The organism is Stenotrophomonas sp. YJH_SMC_46 (assembly GCF_059370315.1).
This window is the reverse complement of record NZ_JCAFTO010000001.1, coordinates 237,394-253,663: the sequence shown is the minus strand read 5'-3', so window position 1 is coordinate 253,663 and position 16,270 is coordinate 237,394. Positions and strand designations below refer to the sequence as shown.

Annotated in this window: 17 protein-coding genes; 11 read left to right on the top strand and 6 right to left on the bottom strand. The window is 67.1% G+C overall.

Going from position 1 to position 16,270, the window contains the following annotated elements:
- Position 1: 1 nt before the first annotated feature.
- Both AC5P8C_RS01220 and dkgB read right to left on the bottom strand, forming a co-directional pair.
- Positions 2-976: a TIGR03571 family LLM class oxidoreductase gene (locus AC5P8C_RS01220; protein WP_495218254.1), complete on the bottom strand. Its 975-nt coding sequence runs from the start codon at positions 974-976 to the stop codon at positions 2-4.
- Positions 977-987: 11 nt separating this feature from the next.
- The gene (gene dkgB, locus AC5P8C_RS01215; protein WP_495218253.1) at positions 988-1,791 is read right to left on the bottom strand and encodes a 2,5-didehydrogluconate reductase DkgB; all 804 of its coding nucleotides are present in this window, start codon (positions 1,789-1,791) and stop codon (positions 988-990) included.
- Between the two features lie 118 nt (positions 1,792-1,909).
- On the opposite strand from dkgB, the gene AC5P8C_RS01210 reads away from it, so the two are divergent.
- Entirely contained in the window at positions 1,910-2,812 is a 903-nt protein-coding gene (locus AC5P8C_RS01210) for a LysR substrate-binding domain-containing protein (RefSeq protein ID WP_495218252.1), read from the top strand.
- A 154-nt stretch (positions 2,813-2,966) separates the two neighbouring features.
- Here AC5P8C_RS01210 and AC5P8C_RS01205 read toward each other — a convergent pair whose 3' ends face one another.
- Entirely contained in the window at positions 2,967-3,440 is a 474-nt protein-coding gene (locus AC5P8C_RS01205) for a MerC domain-containing protein (RefSeq protein ID WP_197597234.1), read from the bottom strand.
- A 32-nt stretch (positions 3,441-3,472) separates the two neighbouring features.
- Between AC5P8C_RS01205 and AC5P8C_RS01200 the strand changes: the two genes are divergently transcribed.
- The 8 genes from AC5P8C_RS01200 (at position 3,473) to AC5P8C_RS01165 (ending at position 10,106) form a co-directional block, all read left to right on the top strand.
- A complete protein-coding gene (locus AC5P8C_RS01200) occupies positions 3,473-4,006 on the top strand; it encodes a ZrgA family zinc uptake protein (protein WP_495218251.1) in 534 nt (177 codons plus the stop codon).
- Positions 4,003-4,698 (top strand): ATP-binding cassette domain-containing protein, encoded by a 696-nt coding sequence (locus AC5P8C_RS01195; protein ID WP_495218250.1) that lies wholly within the window; start codon positions 4,003-4,005, stop codon positions 4,696-4,698. Before AC5P8C_RS01200 ends, AC5P8C_RS01195 begins: the two co-directional genes overlap by 4 nt.
- Complete coding sequence (locus AC5P8C_RS01190) at positions 4,691-5,944, top strand: ABC transporter permease (protein ID WP_495218249.1); 1,254 nt, start codon at positions 4,691-4,693, stop codon at positions 5,942-5,944. Before AC5P8C_RS01195 ends, AC5P8C_RS01190 begins: the two co-directional genes overlap by 8 nt.
- 2 nt (positions 5,945-5,946) lie before the next feature.
- Positions 5,947-6,498 carry a DUF3299 domain-containing protein gene (locus AC5P8C_RS01185; protein WP_019659822.1) on the top strand — a complete coding sequence of 184 codons (552 nt, stop codon included), beginning with the start codon at positions 5,947-5,949 and terminating at the stop codon, positions 6,496-6,498.
- Entirely contained in the window at positions 6,488-7,108 is a 621-nt protein-coding gene (locus tag AC5P8C_RS01180) for a DUF3299 domain-containing protein (protein ID WP_019659821.1), read from the top strand. The genes AC5P8C_RS01185 and AC5P8C_RS01180 overlap by 11 nt, the downstream gene beginning before the upstream one ends.
- The gene (locus AC5P8C_RS01175; RefSeq protein WP_329760876.1) at positions 7,108-7,854 is read left to right on the top strand and encodes a hypothetical protein; all 747 of its coding nucleotides are present in this window, start codon (positions 7,108-7,110) and stop codon (positions 7,852-7,854) included. The genes AC5P8C_RS01180 and AC5P8C_RS01175 overlap by 1 nt, the downstream gene beginning before the upstream one ends.
- A gap of 151 nt (positions 7,855-8,005) precedes the next feature.
- A complete protein-coding gene (locus AC5P8C_RS01170) occupies positions 8,006-9,538 on the top strand; it encodes an MFS transporter (protein WP_019659819.1) in 1,533 nt (510 codons plus the stop codon).
- Between the two features lie 4 nt (positions 9,539-9,542).
- The gene (locus AC5P8C_RS01165) at positions 9,543-10,106 is read left to right on the top strand and encodes a TetR/AcrR family transcriptional regulator (protein ID WP_019659818.1); all 564 of its coding nucleotides are present in this window, start codon (positions 9,543-9,545) and stop codon (positions 10,104-10,106) included.
- A 78-nt stretch (positions 10,107-10,184) separates the two neighbouring features.
- On the opposite strand, the gene AC5P8C_RS01160 is transcribed toward AC5P8C_RS01165, so the two are convergent.
- On the bottom strand, positions 10,185-11,081 hold the full coding sequence (locus tag AC5P8C_RS01160; RefSeq protein WP_164143815.1) for a cupin domain-containing protein: 897 nt from the start codon (positions 11,079-11,081) through the stop codon (positions 10,185-10,187).
- 106 nt (positions 11,082-11,187) lie between these two features.
- Between AC5P8C_RS01160 and AC5P8C_RS01155 the strand changes: the two genes are divergently transcribed.
- Positions 11,188-11,724, top strand: coding sequence for a carboxymuconolactone decarboxylase family protein (locus AC5P8C_RS01155; protein ID WP_019659816.1), 537 nt, complete (start codon positions 11,188-11,190; stop codon positions 11,722-11,724).
- A gap of 39 nt (positions 11,725-11,763) precedes the next feature.
- On the opposite strand, the gene fdhD is transcribed toward AC5P8C_RS01155, so the two are convergent.
- The gene (gene fdhD, locus AC5P8C_RS01150) at positions 11,764-12,612 is read right to left on the bottom strand and encodes a formate dehydrogenase accessory sulfurtransferase FdhD (protein WP_495218248.1); all 849 of its coding nucleotides are present in this window, start codon (positions 12,610-12,612) and stop codon (positions 11,764-11,766) included.
- Between the two features lie 244 nt (positions 12,613-12,856).
- Between fdhD and AC5P8C_RS01145 the strand changes: the two genes are divergently transcribed.
- Positions 12,857-15,139 carry an FdhF/YdeP family oxidoreductase gene (locus AC5P8C_RS01145; protein ID WP_495218247.1) on the top strand — a complete coding sequence of 761 codons (2,283 nt, stop codon included), beginning with the start codon at positions 12,857-12,859 and terminating at the stop codon, positions 15,137-15,139.
- Positions 15,140-15,157: 18 nt separating this feature from the next.
- Here AC5P8C_RS01145 and AC5P8C_RS01140 read toward each other — a convergent pair whose 3' ends face one another.
- Positions 15,158-16,174, bottom strand: a complete 1,017-nt coding sequence (locus tag AC5P8C_RS01140; protein ID WP_233652783.1) for a DUF4034 domain-containing protein — start codon at positions 16,172-16,174, stop codon at positions 15,158-15,160.
- Positions 16,175-16,270 lie beyond the last annotated feature (96 nt).

Sequence of the window (16,270 nt, the reverse complement as noted above, 5' to 3'; positions counted from 1 at the left end):
GTCAGGCCGTCGCGGGGGCGGCAAGCGGGGCATGCGGCGCAGTGGCGTCGGCATGGGCCGGGAAGTGCGGCAGCACGTACTCGGCGATCTCGTGGAAGGTCTCGGCCAACGGCCGTTCGTTGCGGCGGAACTGCAGGCCGATGTGGTCGACACCGGCCGCCTGCATGGCGTGCAGCTCGGCCAGCACGGCGTTGCGGCCGCCGCGCAGCCCAAAGCGCCAGCGCTGCAGCGGGGCATCGGCATCGGCCACCAGGTCCAGGTGGATGAAGCTGGCATACGGCTTGTTGCCGGCCACGGCGCGCCAGGCCGCCACGCGTTGCGCATGGTCCTGTGGCGTGCCCGGGTAGGCCAGGCAGCCATCCATGTGCTGGCCGATCCACGCCGGTTGCTGCTGGGCCAGGCCGGCCACGAACAACGGCAGGGCCGGGCCAACCGCAGGCAGCACGTCCAAGCCCTGCGGCAGGTGCGCGGCGGCGCCTTCGCGCAGCAATGCGATCTGCTCGCGGAAGCGGCTGCCCCGCGTGTCGAAATCGCGGCCGAACAGCGGGTACTCCACCGGGCGGTCGCCACTGGCCACGCCCAGCAGCAGGCGGTCACCGCTGAGCCGCTGCACGCTGCGCGCCGACTTCAGGGTCAGCAACGGCTCGCGGATCGGCAGCACCACCGCACCAGTACCCAGCAGGATGTCTTTGGTGATGCCAGCCAGGTAGCCGAGGTAACTGAATACCTCGAACACCTGCGCCGCATCGCCGAAGGCCGGGTCGTAAACCGGCACGTCGCGCACCCACAGCGCACGGAAGCCGAGGCGGTCGGCCAAGCGTGCCAGTTCTGCATGGCGCTGCAGGTCCGGTTCGCCGGGCAGGCGTCGCGCGGCGCGTCGTGCCTGTTCGCCCAGCGGCGTCCAGTCATTGTCCAGCGGTGCTTCGATGCCGATGCTGAAACCACCGGCCTGCAGCCGCGCCAACGCACTGCCCATGGCGAGGCTCCTCAGTCCCAGGCCGGGGCCAGGCCCAGCGGATCGACTTCGCGGCCGTTGCGGTCAAGCGCGGCGATCGCGGCCATGTCATCGGCATCCAGGCGCAGGTCCTGGGCGAGCAGGTTGCTGGCCAGGTTCTCGCGCTTGGTCGAGGACGGGATGACCGAGTAACCCCGCTGCAGCGCCCACGCCAGCGCAACCTGGGCCACGGTGGCCTGGTGCTTGCCGGCGATGGCGGCCAGCACCGGATCCTTCAGCACCTTGCCGTAGGCCAGGGTCATGTAGGAGGTCACGGTGATGCCCTGGTCCTGCAGGAAGGTGGTCAGTGCCGGGTTCTGCAGGTAGGGGCTCAGTTCGATCTGGTTGGTGGCGATCTCGCCGGCACCGACCACCTCGATGGCCTGCCGGGTCAGCTCGATGTTGAAGTTGGACACACCGATCTGGCGGGTCAGGCCCAGCGTCTTGGCGTCGGCCAGCGCGGTCATGTATTCGCGCAGTTCAACGCCATTGCCCGGCGCCGGCCAGTGGATCAGCAGCAGGTCGACATAGTCGGTGCGCAGCTTGGCCAGGCTGTCGCGCAGGCTCGGGATCAGCTTGTCGGCGGCGTAGTTGTCCACCCAGATCTTGGTGGTCAGGAACAGCTGGTCGCGTGGGACGCCGGATTCGGCGATGGCCTGGCCGACTTCGGCTTCGTTGCCATAGATCTGCGCGGTATCGATCGCACGGTAGCCGACCTCAAGGGCGTTGCGCACCGAGTCGATGACGGTCTGGTCGGTCAGGCGGAAGGTGCCGACGCCAAAGGAAGGAAGGCTCATGATGGACTCCAGGGACTTCGTTGAGAGCCGGTGGGCTCGGGACAGGGCGAAGTGTGGGCGCTTTACATTTGTTGATTAAGCTGTGTATACGGGAAACGCTTTTGCGCCGAGGTAAAAAATGAAAACCAACCTGGATGAGCTGAAGGCCTTCGTGGCCGTGGTCGACAGTGGTTCGATCACGGCGGCGGCCGAGGCGCTGGAGCTGACCATCTCCGCCACCAGCCGCACCCTGGCGCGGCTGGAAGACAAGCTGCAGACCACGCTGCTGCGGCGGACCACGCGGCGGCTGGAGCTGACCGAGGAAGGCGCGGCGTTCCTGGAGTACGCGCGCACGATCCTGGCCACGGTGGACGAGGCCGAGGACCAGATGGCCGCGCGGCGGCTGCAGCCGGTCGGGCGCCTGCGCGTGGACGCCGCCACGCCGTTCATGCTGCACGTGATCGTGCCGTTGCTGGAGGGCTTCCGCGAGCGCTACCCGCAGGTCGAGCTGGAGCTGAATTCCAACGAGGGCATCACCGACTTGATCGAGAAGCGCACCGACGTGGCGTTCCGCATCGGTGTGTTGCGCGACTCGACCCTGCATGCGCGGCCGATCGGCCACAGCCGCATCCGCGTGGTGGCCAGCCCCGAGTACCTGCGCCGCCGCGGCACGCCAACGCGCGTGGAGCAGTTGCGCGAGCACGACCTGCTGGGCTTCACCCAGCCCAGTTCGTTGAACGAATGGCCGCTGCACGATGCCGATGGTGGGCCTTTCGTGATCGCGCCGGCGATCGCTTCATCCAGTGGCGAGACACTGCGGCAGATGGCGGTGGCCGGGCTGGGCATCGCCTGCCTGTCTGATTTCCTGACCCGCCAGGATCGGCGTGAGGGCCGCCTGGTGCAGCTGTTCGCCAAGCAGACGCAGGAGGTGCGGCAGCCGATCAATGCGGTGTACTACCGCAACACCGCGCTGGCCGCGCGCATCACCTGTTTCGTCGACCACGTGACGCAGACGCTGGGACAGCGACCGTTCGACGAATAGAGAAGGGTAGAGCCGGGCGCTGGCCGGCTTTCCCCACCTGCCGGATCACCGCAGCTGCCGGCCAGCGGCCCGGCACTACCGTTGGCTGCGTCGAGCGCATCGGTAGATCCACGCCATGCGTGGATGGCGTGTTCCAACCGACCTGCGGTCGGTGTTAGCGGTTGCGCAGCGCGCGCCGATTGCCGATGTGAGCGAACGCCAGCAGCGCGCCACCACTGGGTGTCACTACGCCATGCCAGAGCAGCGATTCCTTCAGCGGCAGATACAGAGAGGCCGACAGCAGCAGGATGGCGCCGGCGCAGGCCAGCCGCAGGGGCTGCCAGCGCCCGTGCCGGTGCACCCCGGCCGAGGTGCTCGCCAAGGCCAGCGAGGAGGCCAGCAGCGCGAACAGCCACTCCCAGCGCGACATCATCAGCAGCAATGTCATCGCGCCATGGCCGGGATGCTGGAACGAGCGCAGCGCCATCATCGCTGCCGGCACGAAGGCCAGCAGCAGGGGCAGGGCGATGCAGTGGGCGGCGCAGGCCAGGGACAGCCAGGCACCGGCAAGATCGAAGCGGGGGTGCCAGCGTGCCGAAGTTGGCGGCTGGGCCAGGGCCCTTGCGGGCGTTGTGGGGATATGGTCCATAATGTTACATAGTAACAATTGGAGACTCCCCCATGAAGCTTCCTGGTGTTCTATTCCTGCTGCTGGCTGCCAGCGCCGCACAGGCCCATGACATCCGCCAGCACGCGCCGCACGTGCATGGCCAGGCAACAGTGGATGTTGCGCTTGACCAGCAAACCCTGGAATTCGCCCTTCAGGCCCCCGGCATCGGCATCCTCGATTACGAGCGGCCGCCGGCCAATGCAGCCGAGCAGGCCGCGCTGGCACGGGCGACGTCATTGCTGAAGGGCGGCAACTGGGTCACCTTGCCCACCGCTGCGGGCTGCCGTCTGGCCACCAGTAAAGCCGATGCGGAGGGCTTCGGCGCGACGGCCACCGCGCCGCCGCCGGGACAGCACCGGCACGCAGGTTTCAGCGCAACGCTGCAGTACCACTGTGCCAAACCTGCCGCGCTGCGCGCCATCGTCGTGCGCCTGCCCGTACTTTTCCCGGGCCTGCACGAAGTCATCGTCAACAGCGCAACCGCCAATGGCCAGAACCGCAGTGTGCTGACGCCCGACAACCTGCGCGTGGTGCTGGCACCGTGAGCGCGGCACCGGTGATCTCGCTGGAAGACGTGCAGTTCGGCTACGGCACGCGGCTGGTGCTGGACATCCCGCGGTTGTGGGTCGAGCAGGGCAGCAGCGTGTTGCTGCGCGGAATCAGCGGTGGCGGCAAAAGCACCGTGCTGGGCCTGCTGGCGGGCGTGCTGCTGCCCGGCAAGGGCCGTGTCGAGGTGGCCGGCCACGCACTGCAGGACATGGGGGGTGCGGCGCGGGATCGTTTCCGTGCCGACCAGTTGGGCGTGATCTTCCAGCAGTTCAATCTGCTGCCGTTCCTCACCGTGCGCGACAACATCGCGCTGGGCCTGCGCTTCTCGCGCCTGCGCAGCGCACGCATCAGCGGGCCGCTGGATGCCGAGATCGCCCGCCTGCTGCAGGCCCTGCAGCTCAATCCTGAGCTGATGCAGCGGCGGGCGGGTACGCTCAGTGTTGGCCAGCAACAACGCGTGGCGGCAGCGCGCGCCCTGATCGGCCGTCCGACGTTGCTGCTGGCCGATGAGCCCACCTCGGCGCTCGACCGCGAAGCGGCGAGCGCCTTCCTGCAGCTGATGTCCGCGCAGTGCCAGGCGGCCGGCACCACGGTGCTGGTGGTCAGCCATGACGACAGCCTGCAGCCGTTGTTCGATCGCACCATTTCACTGACCGAGATCAACCAGGCAGGTGCCGGCCATGCTTGAGCTTGCCTGGGCCAGCATGCGCAGCCGCGCGTTGAGCGTGGGCCTGACCGTGCTGGTCATCACCCTCAGCGTGGTGCTGCTGCTGGGCGTCGAGCGTGTACGCACGCAGGCGCACGAGGGGTTTGCCAGCACCGTATCGGGCACCGATCTGATCGTCGGTGCGCGTTCGGGACCGGTGAACCTGCTGCTGTATTCGGTGTTCCATATCGGCGACCCGACCAACAACGTGTCCTGGCAGTCCTACCAGGAGCTGTCCGCATTGCCGCAGGTGAAGTGGTCGGTGCCGTTGTCGCTGGGCGATTCCTGGCGCGGCTACCGGGTAGTGGGTACCACTGGCGGCTACTTTGAACACTATCGTTATGGTTCCGGCCACGCGCTGGCCTTTGCACAGGGGCGGCCCTTCGATGATCTGTATGACGCGGTGATCGGCGCGGAGGTGGCTCGCGCGCAGAAGGTCGGCCTCGGCGACGAGATCGTGCTGGCGCACGGCACCGGCGCGGTCACGCTGGCCACGCATGCCGACAAGCCGTTCCGCGTTGCCGGCATCCTGCAGCGCACAGGCACGCCGGTGGATTCGTCGCTGCTGGTCTCGCTGCCGGCCATCGAGGCGATCCATGTTGACTGGCGATCGGGCGTGCAGCTGCGCAGCCAGAGCGTCAGCGCCGAGCAGGCGCGCCACCTGGACCTGACCCCGACCAGCATCACCGCCTTCATGCTCGGCCTGAACTCGCGCATCTCCACGTTCTCGGTAGAGCGCAGGATCAACGAGTATCCGGACGAGGCGATGCTGGCGATCCTGCCCGGCGTGACCCTACAGCAGCTGTGGCAGTCGCTGGGCACCGCCGAGCGAGCCCTGCAGCTGATCAGTGCAATGGTGGTGCTGCTGGGCATGGTCTCGCTGGTGGCGCTGCTGGTCTCCACCCTGCAGGAGCGGCGGCGCGAGATGGCCATCCTGCGTGCCACCGGTGCGCGACCGGGCTACATCGCTGGCCTGCTCGTGGTGGAAGCGGTGGCGACCAGTGCGGTGGCCAGCGTGCTGGCCCTGTCGCTGCTGGTGGTCGCCAGCATTGCCGGGCGCGGCTGGGTACTGGCCACCTTCGGTCTGTCGATCACCCATGTCTGGCCGGATGGCCGTGAACTGGCATGGGCTGCGGGCGTGCTGCTGATCAGCGCCGTAGCCGGGCTGGTCCCGGCGTTGCTCGCTTACCGGCGCACCTTGGCCGATGGCCTTTCACCGGGAGGCTGAGCATGCGATGGATGCGGGTAGTGGCAATGGTGCTGGCGCTGGCCGCCTGTGAGCGGCCGGTGGATACCGGCGTACAGGCCTTGCCACCCTCGCCGGTCGTCGACCGCGATGACCCTGCAGGCGCTGTGGAGCAGGAGCTGGACTGGTTGCAGATGATGCCCAAGGACGAGCTGGCCGCGCTGGAGCGGGGCGAGGGCCCGGAGGTCGAGCACAGCGGCAACCGGCGCATGCCGCAGTTCGGTACCTTCCGCACGGTGGACACGGTCCTGCAGCGGCCGGTGCGCCTGCCGGGTTACGTGGTGCCACTGGCCAACGCGCAGGACGGGCGGCTGACCGAATTCCTGTTCGTGCCGTACTACGGCGCCTGCATCCACGTGCCACCACCACCACCGAACCAGATCGTGCACGTAGTGCTGCCGCGCCCGATCGAGATGCCGGACATGTACTCACCGTTCTTCCTGGCCGGCACCCTGCGCGCCGAACGCTTGGATGACGATCTGGCCGGTTCGGCCTACACCATGCGTGACGCACAGCTGAGGCCCTATGAACCGTAGTCACCTGTTGCTGGCGGTGGGATGCCTGTGGTTGGCAGGCTGTACGGCGCCGGGCGGCGATGCCTTGGTGGTCGGGCCGCAGGACAAGCCGGCGCCCTCCGCCACGGCCGAAGCCCCCATCGACCGTTGGGACGCGTTGCGACCCGACGAAGTGAGCTACCAGCGCCCACCCCCGCAGATCGGCCTGTCACGCAATGGCATGGAGGGCGAGGGTGGCCTGATCGACGACACCGGCTCGGGCACGCCACCGGGGCTGGAGATCGACCATTCCAGCCCGGACCGGGCCAAGCAGTTCGGCTCCTCGCGCGTGGTCGACGCTGTCGACGGTCGCGCGGTGGATCTGGATGGCTACGTGGTGCCGCTCGGCACCAACGATGCCGGCCTGGTCGATGAACTGCTGTTCGTGCCGTTCTACGGCGCGTGTATCCATGTGCCGCCGCCGCCACCCAACCAGATCATCCACGCGACCCTGGCGACACCGATCGCGCTGGGCGATCTGTGGGATCCGTACCGGCTTGCCGGCCGCCTGCAGGTGAAGCGTTTCGACGCGGACATCGCCAGCGCGTCCTACGATGCCGCGGCAGCCACGCTGACGGCGATCCGCAACTGATGCGCAGGCGATGGCCCATGGCTACCGGGGTGCTGCTGGGCGCGGTGGTGCTGCTGGTGTGGTGGCAGCGGCAGCGCGCACCCACCGCGCCGCCTGCGGTCGCGTTTCCGGCACCGGCGTCCGATGCCAGCCAGCGTATCGAACAGCGTCTGGGTGATGACCCCGCGTTTCGCAACGACGTGCTCTTCCTGCTCGCAGCAACATTGCGCGACCGCTGCCAGCCGGCGCAGGCGGGGCTGCTGGCGCGCATGGCCAATCGTGCATCGCTGCCGGTGCTGGCGGCAGTCAGCGCGGTGACCCAGCAGGACCCATCGCTGGACCGGCCGATCTACCAGTACATCCAGCACCGCGCCGATGCGACGCCGTGCGGGCAGCCGCTGCAGATGCCGTTGGCCGGTGGGCGCAGCATGGCCGTGGACATCGAACAGTATGCGCGCACGTTTCCGGACAGCTACTTCGACCCGCAACGCAGCAGCGAACCGCGGGATTTTGGTGGACTGTCGCTGCAGCAGCGTGCCGGCAACGCCTGCAACAGCGTGGTGTATTCGGTGCTGCCGCTGGGTGGCGCCGACTGGCGGTGCAGCAGCCTGCGCGCGAATGCCCGTGCGCGGGTGCGCGGCCTGTGCGAGGACGAGCTGCGGCGCCAGCATGGGGGAACTGGCGGGGAACTGGACATGGCCGTGGGGAAGGGCATGCAGGCGGTGGTGGTATCGGCGATTGCCGCACTGCCGGAAGATTGCCGGTGATGATCCCTGACACCGGGCACGACCCGGCATGAGGGGCACGACAACATGAACATTGCCCGGGCCCCAATCTGAATTGGTGGCGCTGTTTTCATAACTATACAGGACATCCTGTATAGTTATGGCCGTATTCCACCCCCGATCAGGTTCTCCCATGGCTTTGTCCCAGCCCTTGGCCGGTGCGCCGGCCCTGTCGCGTGCCCGTCGCTGGGCGCTGTTGTTCACCGTCGCCGCCGGCCTGCTGCTGGTCACGCTCGACAACTCCGTGCTCTACACCGCGCTGCCCACCCTTACCGAAGAACTCTCGGCCAGTGCCGGCCAGGCGCTGTGGATCATCAACGCCTATCCGCTGGTGATGGCCGGCCTGCTGCTGGGTGCGGGCACGCTGGGCGACCGCATCGGTCACCGGCGCATGTTCCTGATCGGCCTGGTGGTGTTCGGCGTCGCCTCGCTGGCAGCGGCGTTCGCTGACACCGCAACGCAGCTGATTGCCGCGCGTGCATTCCTGGCGATCGGTGCCGCAGCGATGATGCCGGCCACGTTGGCGTTGATCGGACTGAGCTTCCACGAAGAACGCGAACGCAACATCGCCATCGCGATCTGGGGTTCGGTCGCCATCGTCGGTGCGGCGCTCGGCCCGATCATTGGCGGCTGGCTGCTGCAGCACTTCTGGTGGGGCTCGGTGTTCCTGATCAACGTGCCGGTGGTGGTGGTCGCGTTCGTGGCCACGCTGCTGCTGGCGCCGGAAGGACAGCGCGACACCTCGCGGCCATGGGACCTGGTGTCGTCAGTGCTGGCATTGGCTGCACTGTCCGGCCTGGTGCTGGCGATCAAGTCGCTGATCGCCACGCCGCCCTCATATGCGCTGGGCGCAGCCGCGCTGGTGTTGGCCGTCATCAGCGGTGCGGTGTTCGCACGCCGCCAGCAGCAGCTGCCGTACCCGCTGCTGGACTTTGCGATCTTCCGTAATCCGGCGTTCCTGGCCGGCACGCTGTCGGCGGTGTTCACCCTGTTCGCGATGGCCGGCCTGCAGTTGGTCACCACGCAGCGCTTCCAGCTGGTGGCAGGTTTCACGCCGCTGCAGGCGGGCCTGCTGGTGTCGGTGGCGGCACTGGGCAGCCTGCCCAGTGCGCTGCTCGGCGGCAGCATCCTGCACCGGGTTGGCCTGCGCCCGCTGATCTGTGGTGGCCTGGCCGCAGGTGCGCTGGGCGTCGGCGTGGTGGCGTTCGGCTTCCTGCACGGCCTTGGTTGGGTGGTGGCTGGCATGGCCATCACCGGCTTCGGTATGGGTTCGGCCATCTCGGTGGCGTCCACCGCCATCCTCAACAACGTGCCGGCGCACCGTGCGGGCATGGCCTCGTCGGTGGAAGAAGTGTCCTATGAGTTCGGTGGCCTGCTGGCGGTGGCGATGCTGGGCAGCTTGAGTGCCGCAATGTACAGCGCGTTCCTGCCGGTCTCGGCCGATATGCCCGCGCTTGCCCGCGAGGGTTTCACCCAGGCGCTGCATGCCGCGCGCGAGAGCGGGCAGGGCGAGTGGTTCGCACTGGCTGCGGCCGCGTATGACCGTGGCTACCAGATCGTGCTGCTGGTGATCACGGCGGTGCTGGCGCTGGGTGCGGCGATCATCGCGCGCCTGCTGCGCGGCCGCGTCGGCAGCCGCGAGGGCGCGGCCGATCGCGTAAAATGAAGCGATGAGAACCAGCAAGCGCGATCGCATTCTCGACGCCGCCGTCAACGTGATCAATCGTGACGGCGTGCGCGCGGTGACCTTCGAGTCGGTGGCGGCCGAGGCCCAGCTGACACGTGGTGGCCTGCTGTATCACTTCCCGTCCCGCGAGGCACTGCTGCGGGGGATCGACGAACACCTGGTACAGGCCTGGGAGACGTCGATGGAAGCATTGCTGGGCAAGACCGCCGAGCAGGCCACTGCGTTGGAGCGTTACCAGACCTTCGTGCGCGTGTCTGCCCAGAGCGCCACCCGTGCCGAGCTGATGTTCATGCTCGAATCGGCCGACCCGGACGCCGAAGAGCGCCCGTGGGGACCGGCGGTGCGTCGCTGGGCACCGCTGCCGCCGGAGGCGGGTACAGCGGAAGACAGCGCAGCGCTCGACAATTTCGTGGCGCGGCTGGCTGCCGATGGCCTGTGGATCTACGAGGCGATGTACCAGGGCCAGCTGGATGCAGGCGTGCGCGCCCGTGTTGCCGAGCGCATCGCCGGGCTGTTGGCGAAGTCTGACGGATCACCGCACTTGTAGAGTCGACTGTCAGTCGACTGCTCTTCGCTCAGACAACGAAACCCCGCGCTTCGCGCGCTAGTCGACTGACAGTCGACTCTACCGCTCGCGCGTCTGCCCAGCCTGCGCGGCGCTCGCGGCCAGCCACGCCCTCGGCGATACCCCCAATCGCTTGCGGAACGCCTTCGACAGCGAGGCGGTATCGGCAAACCCCACCTCGATCGCCACCTGCTTGACCGCCACGCCTGCCCGCAGCTGCGCGCAGGCCAGGCTCAGCCGCCAGTCCAGCAGGTAGCTGGCTGGCGTTGCCTGCATCACGTCCTTGAACACGGCCGCGAACGCGCTGCGCGACATGCCGGCGGTCGCGGCCATGCGCGGCAGCGTCCATTCGTCCTGCGGTGCCTGGTGCATCGCCACCAGCGTGCGTGCCAGCCGCGCATCGGACAGCCCCCGCATCAACCCGTGGCTGACGCCGGCTGCATCCGGGTGGTCGACCACCCAGCGCAGGATCTGGATCAGCGCCACCTCGAACAGGCGGTTGGTCAGCAGCCGTGACCCGCAGCGCTGGCGATCGGCTTCGGCGAACAGCAGCTGCAGGGTGTCATCCAGTTCGGTGATCGCGGCCAGCGGCACCACCATCACCGGTGGCAGCGACTGCACGATCGGATTGCGCGCGCCACCATCGAAATCCAGCGTGGCACAGGTGAAATCCGGGCCGTCCAGCGGAGCGTTGAAGAACACATGGTGCAGCGGCTGCGGATACAGCAGGAGGCTGGGTGTATCGATCTTCAACCGGGGCAGCGTGCTATCGCCCCCAGGATGACGGACTTCCATCTCACCCTGGCGCAGGATGTGCAGGAACGCACGACCGGGCTGCGGCTCGAAGACATGCTGCCCGCACAGCGGGCCACTGTGGAACAGGGCCGCCTGCACCCGGAAGCGTTCCAGCAGGGAGGAGAGTCGATCTGGCGCAGGGGTGGCGGCGCGCATGCTCATGGACGTATGGACAACATATGTGGCGCATTGAGGATGTTGCGTCCAGGGAGTCTACCTAGGATGAGCGGGTCGTCCAATCCCGGGCGCTTTCCCAAGGAGATCCACCATGTCCCGTGTCCCCCTGATCGATGCCGCCAACACCACCGCCGACCGCCAGGCCCTGCTGGGCCAGGTCCACGCTGCCTTCGGCGCCACCCCGGCCATGTTCCGCGCCGTGGCCAACTCGCCGGCTGCCCTGCAGAGCATGTGGGGTTCGTTCGGCGCGCTGGGCGGCGGTCGCCTGTCGCCGCTGCTGGGCGAGCAGATCGCCGTGGCCATCGCCAACCGCAACGCCTGCGAGTACTGCCTGGCGGCGCACACGGCATTGGGCCGCAAGGCCGGCGCCAGCAGCGAGCAGATGGCTGCCGCGCAGATCGGCCAGTCCAGCGACCCGGCCACTGCGGCGGCGCTCGACTTCGCGTTGAAGGTGGTCGAGCAGCGTGCGCAGATCGCCGACGGCGACGTGCAGGCGCTGCGCGCGGCTGGCTTCGATGATGAGCAGGTCGTCGAGATCCTCGCGCATGTGGCGCTCAACCTGTTCACCAACTACGTCAACGTGGCGTTCGACGTGCCGGTGGACTTCCCGAAGGTCGCGCTGCGCTGAGGTGTACCGGGCCGGGGGACGCAGTGCTCCCGGCCATCCTCAGCGGGCGTGGCCGTCGTGCGCCTGCAGCCGCTCCGGATGGGTATACACATTGAACCCGCTTTCCCGCGCGAACCCGACCAGGCACAGGCCGGCGCTGCGGGCCAGATCGATCGCCAGCGCGGTCGGCGCGGACACCGCTGCCAGCACGCTGGCGCCGGCGCGCACTGCCTTGCTGACCATCTCGTAGCTGGCCCGGCTGGAAATCACCAGCAGGCCGCCTTCGATGGCGTGTTCGTTGTGGTGCAGGGCACCGATCAGCTTGTCCAGTGCATTGTGGCGGCCCACGTCCTCGCGTACCCAGCCGATGCGCCCATTGGCGTCGGCCCAGGCCGCGGCGTGGATCGAGCCGCTTGCCGCATTCATCGGCTGGTGCTGCGCCAGGCTGGCCAACGCCCGCTGCAGGGCGGTGGCGGAATAGCTGCGGCGCTCGCGGATCTGCGGCAGTGGGCGCAGCACTTCTTCCAGCTGGCGCGTGCCGCACAGTCCACAGCCACCACGGCCGGGCAGCAGGCGCCCCTTGTCGGGGTCGAGGTTTGCGCCGGGCGCAGCCTCGTCCACGGTCATCTGCAGCTCGATGCCTTCCAGCTGTGGGTGGATATCGATCGACAGCAGCTGCGAGGGCGCGCTGATCAGGCCTTCGCTGAGCGAAAATCCGAGTGCGAAGTCCTCCAGATCACAGGGTGTGGCCATCATCACGGCAAAGGCGGCATCGTTGTAGCGCAGCGCCACCGGCACTTCCTCGGCCACCACGTCGACCTGCTGCTGTTGCGTGCCGCCGCGCCAGCGCTGCAACGGGCGTTGGGCGGTGCCGGCAGGCGGGGTGTGCGGCGGGATCGAATCAGGCATGCAGCGCGTCCGGACAAGGGAGAAACGCGGGCGGGCCACCGCCTGCGGTTTCGAGGATAGCGCAGTGGTCGCGCGCAGACGCGGCTGTAACCGTTGCCATGGCAGGTTGTGCTGAAAACAGCCTGTGCCCTCTGGCGAAGCGCCGCGGGCCGTGCTTGACTTTGCGGCTGGTCGTGCCACTGAATGCACCGCCGGACCGCGTTGTGCCGTTCGTTGTTGCGTTCCTTCCGCCAGGTTCCCGAACATGTCCGAGCAGAAACCGCCGCGCTACAAACCCTACAACCAGCCGGCCGGAGGCTGGGGTGCCGCTGGTGCCACCGCCAAGGTGCTGCTGCAGCATAGTGTGATCGGCAAGGGGTCGAAGGCGCTGCTGGCGATGAACCAGCCCGGTGGCTTCAAGTGCCCCAGCTGTGCGTTCCCCGATGCCGACGAACGCAGGAAGCTGGAGTTCTGCGAGAACGGCGCGAAGGCACTGGCCTGGGAAGCCACGCAGTTCCGTGCCGGTCGTGAGCTGTTCGCCCGGCACACCGTGACCGAGCTGATGGCGCAGACCGACTACTGGCTGGAGATGCAGGGGCGGCTGACAGAGCCGATGCGCTACGACGCTGCGACCGATCACTATGTGCCGTGCAGCTGGGACGATGCCTTCGCACTGATCGGCCGTCACCTGCGGGCACTGGACAGTCCTCACCAGGCCGAGTTCTACACCTCCGGGCGCACGCCCAACGAAGCGGCGTTCCTGTATTCGATCTTCGTGCGCGAGTTCGGCACCAATAATTTCCCGGACTGCTCGAACATGTGCCACGAGCCGACCAGCCGCGGGCTGCCGCCGGCCATCGGGGTGGGCAAGGGCACCATCGTGCTGCAGGATTTCGATCACGCCGAGGCCATCTTCGTGATTGGCCAGAACACCGGCACCAATTCGCCGCGGATGATGAGCAACCTGGTGGAGGCACGCAAACGCGGCATTCCGATCGTGGCGGTCAACCCGATGCCCGAGCGCGCGCTGATCCGCTTCGCAGAGCCGCAGGACGTGGTGCAGATGGCCACGTTCGGTTCGACAGAGATCAGCAGCGAGTTCGTGCACATCCGCATCGGCGGCGACCTGGCCCTGATCAAGGGCATGATGAAGGTGTTGTTCGAGCGCGAGGCGCAGGGTGAGCGTGTGCTCGACCATGCATTCCTTGCCGAACACACGGTGGGCCTGGAGGCGCTGCGCGACGACGTGATGGCGCAGGACTGGGATCAGATCGTGCAGGTGTCCGGCATTTCGCAGGCGCAGATCCGTCGCTGTGCGGAGATCTACATCCGCTCCAATGCCACCGTGATCTGCTACGGCATGGGGCTGACCCAGCACCAGTACGGCTCGCGCCTGCTGCAGCAGGTCGCCAACCTGCTGTTGCTGCGTGGCAACTTCGGCAAGCCCGGTGCTGGCATCGGGCCGATCCGGGGCCATTCCAATGTGCAAGGCGACCGCACTGTCGGCATCGATGAAAAGCCGAAGCCGGCCTACCTGGACCGCGTGCAGCAGATATTCGGCTTCGACCCGCCGCGCGAGCATGGCCATCACGTGGTCGAGTCGATCGAGGCGATGCTGGATGGCAGTGCCAAGGTGTTCATCGGCCTGGGTGGCAACTTCATTCATGCGGTGCCTGATACACCGCGCGCGTACGAGGCAATGCGCGGCCTGGACCTGACCGTGGGCATCGCTACCAAGCTCAACCGTGGGCATCTTGTTCATGGCCGCGATGCGCTGATCCTGCCGGTGGTGGCGCGCTCGGAGCGCATCGTCACGCCGGCCGGCGAGCAGTTCATCACCATTGAAGACGCGATGTCCAATGTGACCGCCTCGCGGGGCGTACTCGAGCCGGTCAGCCCCGATGTGTTGCCCGAGGTCGAGATCGTCTGTCGCATGGCGATGGCCACGCTGCCACGGAGCAGGGTCGACTGGGCAGGCTGCATGCACGACTACGCACACATCCGTGAGTTGATCGCGGCCGTGTACCCGGAGATCTACACCGGCTTCAACCAGCGCATCCAGCAGCCGCACGGCTTCCATCTGGATATCCCGCCGCGTCGCCGCGTCTGGCCCACGCCCAATGGCAAGGCCAACATCCTGGTGATGCCTGGCCTGGACGTGGATGATCCGGTTCACGACCCCGACATGCTGCGGCTGGCCACCGTGCGCTCGCACGATCAGTACAACACCACCATCTACAGCTACAACGATCGCTATCGCGGCGTGTACAACGATCGCATGGTGCTGTTCATGAACATCGAGGACCGGCTGGCGCGCGGGCTGCGGAAGGAGGCGCTGGTCAGCCTGGAGACGATCAGCAGTGATGGCGTGCAGCGACGCATCGAAGGCTTGACCGTGCTCGATTACCCGATGCCGCGCGGCGCGCTGGCCGGCTACTACCCCGAACTGAACCCGTTGCTGCCGCTGGATTACCACGACCGGATCAGCGGCACCCCCGCAGCCAAGTCGATCCCGGTGCGGATGCGGGCGATGCCGGCGGTCACCTAGCAGTGGATCAATCCAGTCCTATGGGCTTCCGGCATGTGGATTGGGTTCATCCAGCGCAAAGGAGCAACGGAAATAGTTGGCGGTATCCCGCCAGGCGCCAACGATCGGTTCTTGGATCTGCGCCAGCAGTTCACGGGCCTTGACGGGATCGTTGGCCTGGCAGGCGAAGTACGCGAATGATTGCAGGTTCCATGGCGAGGGATAACGTGACAGCACGTCTTCGAAGCCGCGTTTCATGGTCGGCCAGTTCACTTTCGACTCGGTGAACAAACGGTCCTCGTACTCCCGCTGCGAGGCGACCCAGTAGATACGGGCGTACAGCATGTATTGGTCCTGCGGTGGGGCCGCAGCCATGACCCTGCGTGCATAGGCTTCCAGGCCAGCCGGATCGCCGCCCCACTTCGGAGCGAAATAGCGCACGGCAGCAAAGTAGAGCGGGAAGTAGCCCGGATAGCGCGCGATGCCTTCGTCATGCAATGCGAAGAAGCGGTCTGCATCCCAACTCTGTTCGATCGCCCGGTGTTCCATCGACTCGTACCAGTACGGGTCCGTGCTGGCGATGTCCTTGTACTTCAGCAGGTAGTCAACGGCCTGCTGCTGCAGCGCCTTGAACGGTGCCCAGTCCTCTTCCTTCACCGTATTTGCATAGCCGGGGCCGCGGATGCTCCAGCCTTGTCGGCTGAGCATCTCAGCCATGGCCAGGCGCGCCGACGGCGACCTGGGGTAGCGCGAGATCCATGCCTGCACGAGTTTCTCGCGACCTTGCCAGTAGGCCGGGTCACGGTTGCTCATGCTGAAGGCATAGCCGATGCCAACGTAGTACGCCGAGAGCTTCCAGACACCGCTGCTGAAGTAGCGATCCGTATCCCGGTAACGACTGGCGAGTTGCTCCAGTCTGGCGAAATCCTGCTTCTCCAGCAGTTGCTTTGCCTGCCGGGAGACTTCGGCGCGTTCGCTTGCTTCATCTTCACCGGATGCATCGGCGTGGGCGATGGTCGCGCACGACAACAACAGCATCACAAGCAGTGTTCGCATGAATCCATTCATGGGAGAAGCTCCGTGTCAGGGAAAGGGGCATGGCAAGGCAGTGGGCCACGATCGCCATCTCGCCATAGCAGGGGCCGTCGCGCA

Excerpts from the sequence above, each read along its gene's own strand:
- AC5P8C_RS01220 (WP_495218254.1), bottom strand. The coding sequence starts at position 976 with ATGGGCAGTGCGTTGGCGCGGCTGCAGGCCGGTGGTTTCAGCATCGGC.
- dkgB (WP_495218253.1), bottom strand. The coding sequence starts at position 1,791 with ATGAGCCTTCCTTCCTTTGGCGTCGGCACCTTCCGCCTGACCGACCAG.
- AC5P8C_RS01210 (WP_495218252.1), top strand. The coding sequence starts at position 1,910 with ATGAAAACCAACCTGGATGAGCTGAAGGCCTTCGTGGCCGTGGTCGAC.
- AC5P8C_RS01205 (WP_197597234.1), bottom strand. The coding sequence starts at position 3,440 with ATGGACCATATCCCCACAACGCCCGCAAGGGCCCTGGCCCAGCCGCCA.
- AC5P8C_RS01200 (WP_495218251.1), top strand. The coding sequence starts at position 3,473 with ATGAAGCTTCCTGGTGTTCTATTCCTGCTGCTGGCTGCCAGCGCCGCA.
- AC5P8C_RS01190 (WP_495218249.1), top strand. The coding sequence starts at position 4,691 with ATGCTTGAGCTTGCCTGGGCCAGCATGCGCAGCCGCGCGTTGAGCGTG.
- AC5P8C_RS01185 (WP_019659822.1), top strand. The coding sequence starts at position 5,947 with ATGCGATGGATGCGGGTAGTGGCAATGGTGCTGGCGCTGGCCGCCTGT.
- AC5P8C_RS01180 (WP_019659821.1), top strand. The coding sequence starts at position 6,488 with ATGAACCGTAGTCACCTGTTGCTGGCGGTGGGATGCCTGTGGTTGGCA.
- AC5P8C_RS01175 (WP_329760876.1), top strand. The coding sequence starts at position 7,108 with ATGCGCAGGCGATGGCCCATGGCTACCGGGGTGCTGCTGGGCGCGGTG.
- AC5P8C_RS01170 (WP_019659819.1), top strand. The coding sequence starts at position 8,006 with ATGGCTTTGTCCCAGCCCTTGGCCGGTGCGCCGGCCCTGTCGCGTGCC.
- AC5P8C_RS01165 (WP_019659818.1), top strand. The coding sequence starts at position 9,543 with ATGAGAACCAGCAAGCGCGATCGCATTCTCGACGCCGCCGTCAACGTG.
- AC5P8C_RS01160 (WP_164143815.1), bottom strand. The coding sequence starts at position 11,081 with ATGAGCATGCGCGCCGCCACCCCTGCGCCAGATCGACTCTCCTCCCTG.
- AC5P8C_RS01155 (WP_019659816.1), top strand. The coding sequence starts at position 11,188 with ATGTCCCGTGTCCCCCTGATCGATGCCGCCAACACCACCGCCGACCGC.
- fdhD (WP_495218248.1), bottom strand. The coding sequence starts at position 12,612 with ATGCCTGATTCGATCCCGCCGCACACCCCGCCTGCCGGCACCGCCCAA.
- AC5P8C_RS01145 (WP_495218247.1), top strand. The coding sequence starts at position 12,857 with ATGTCCGAGCAGAAACCGCCGCGCTACAAACCCTACAACCAGCCGGCC.
- AC5P8C_RS01140 (WP_233652783.1), bottom strand. The coding sequence starts at position 16,174 with ATGCGAACACTGCTTGTGATGCTGTTGTTGTCGTGCGCGACCATCGCC.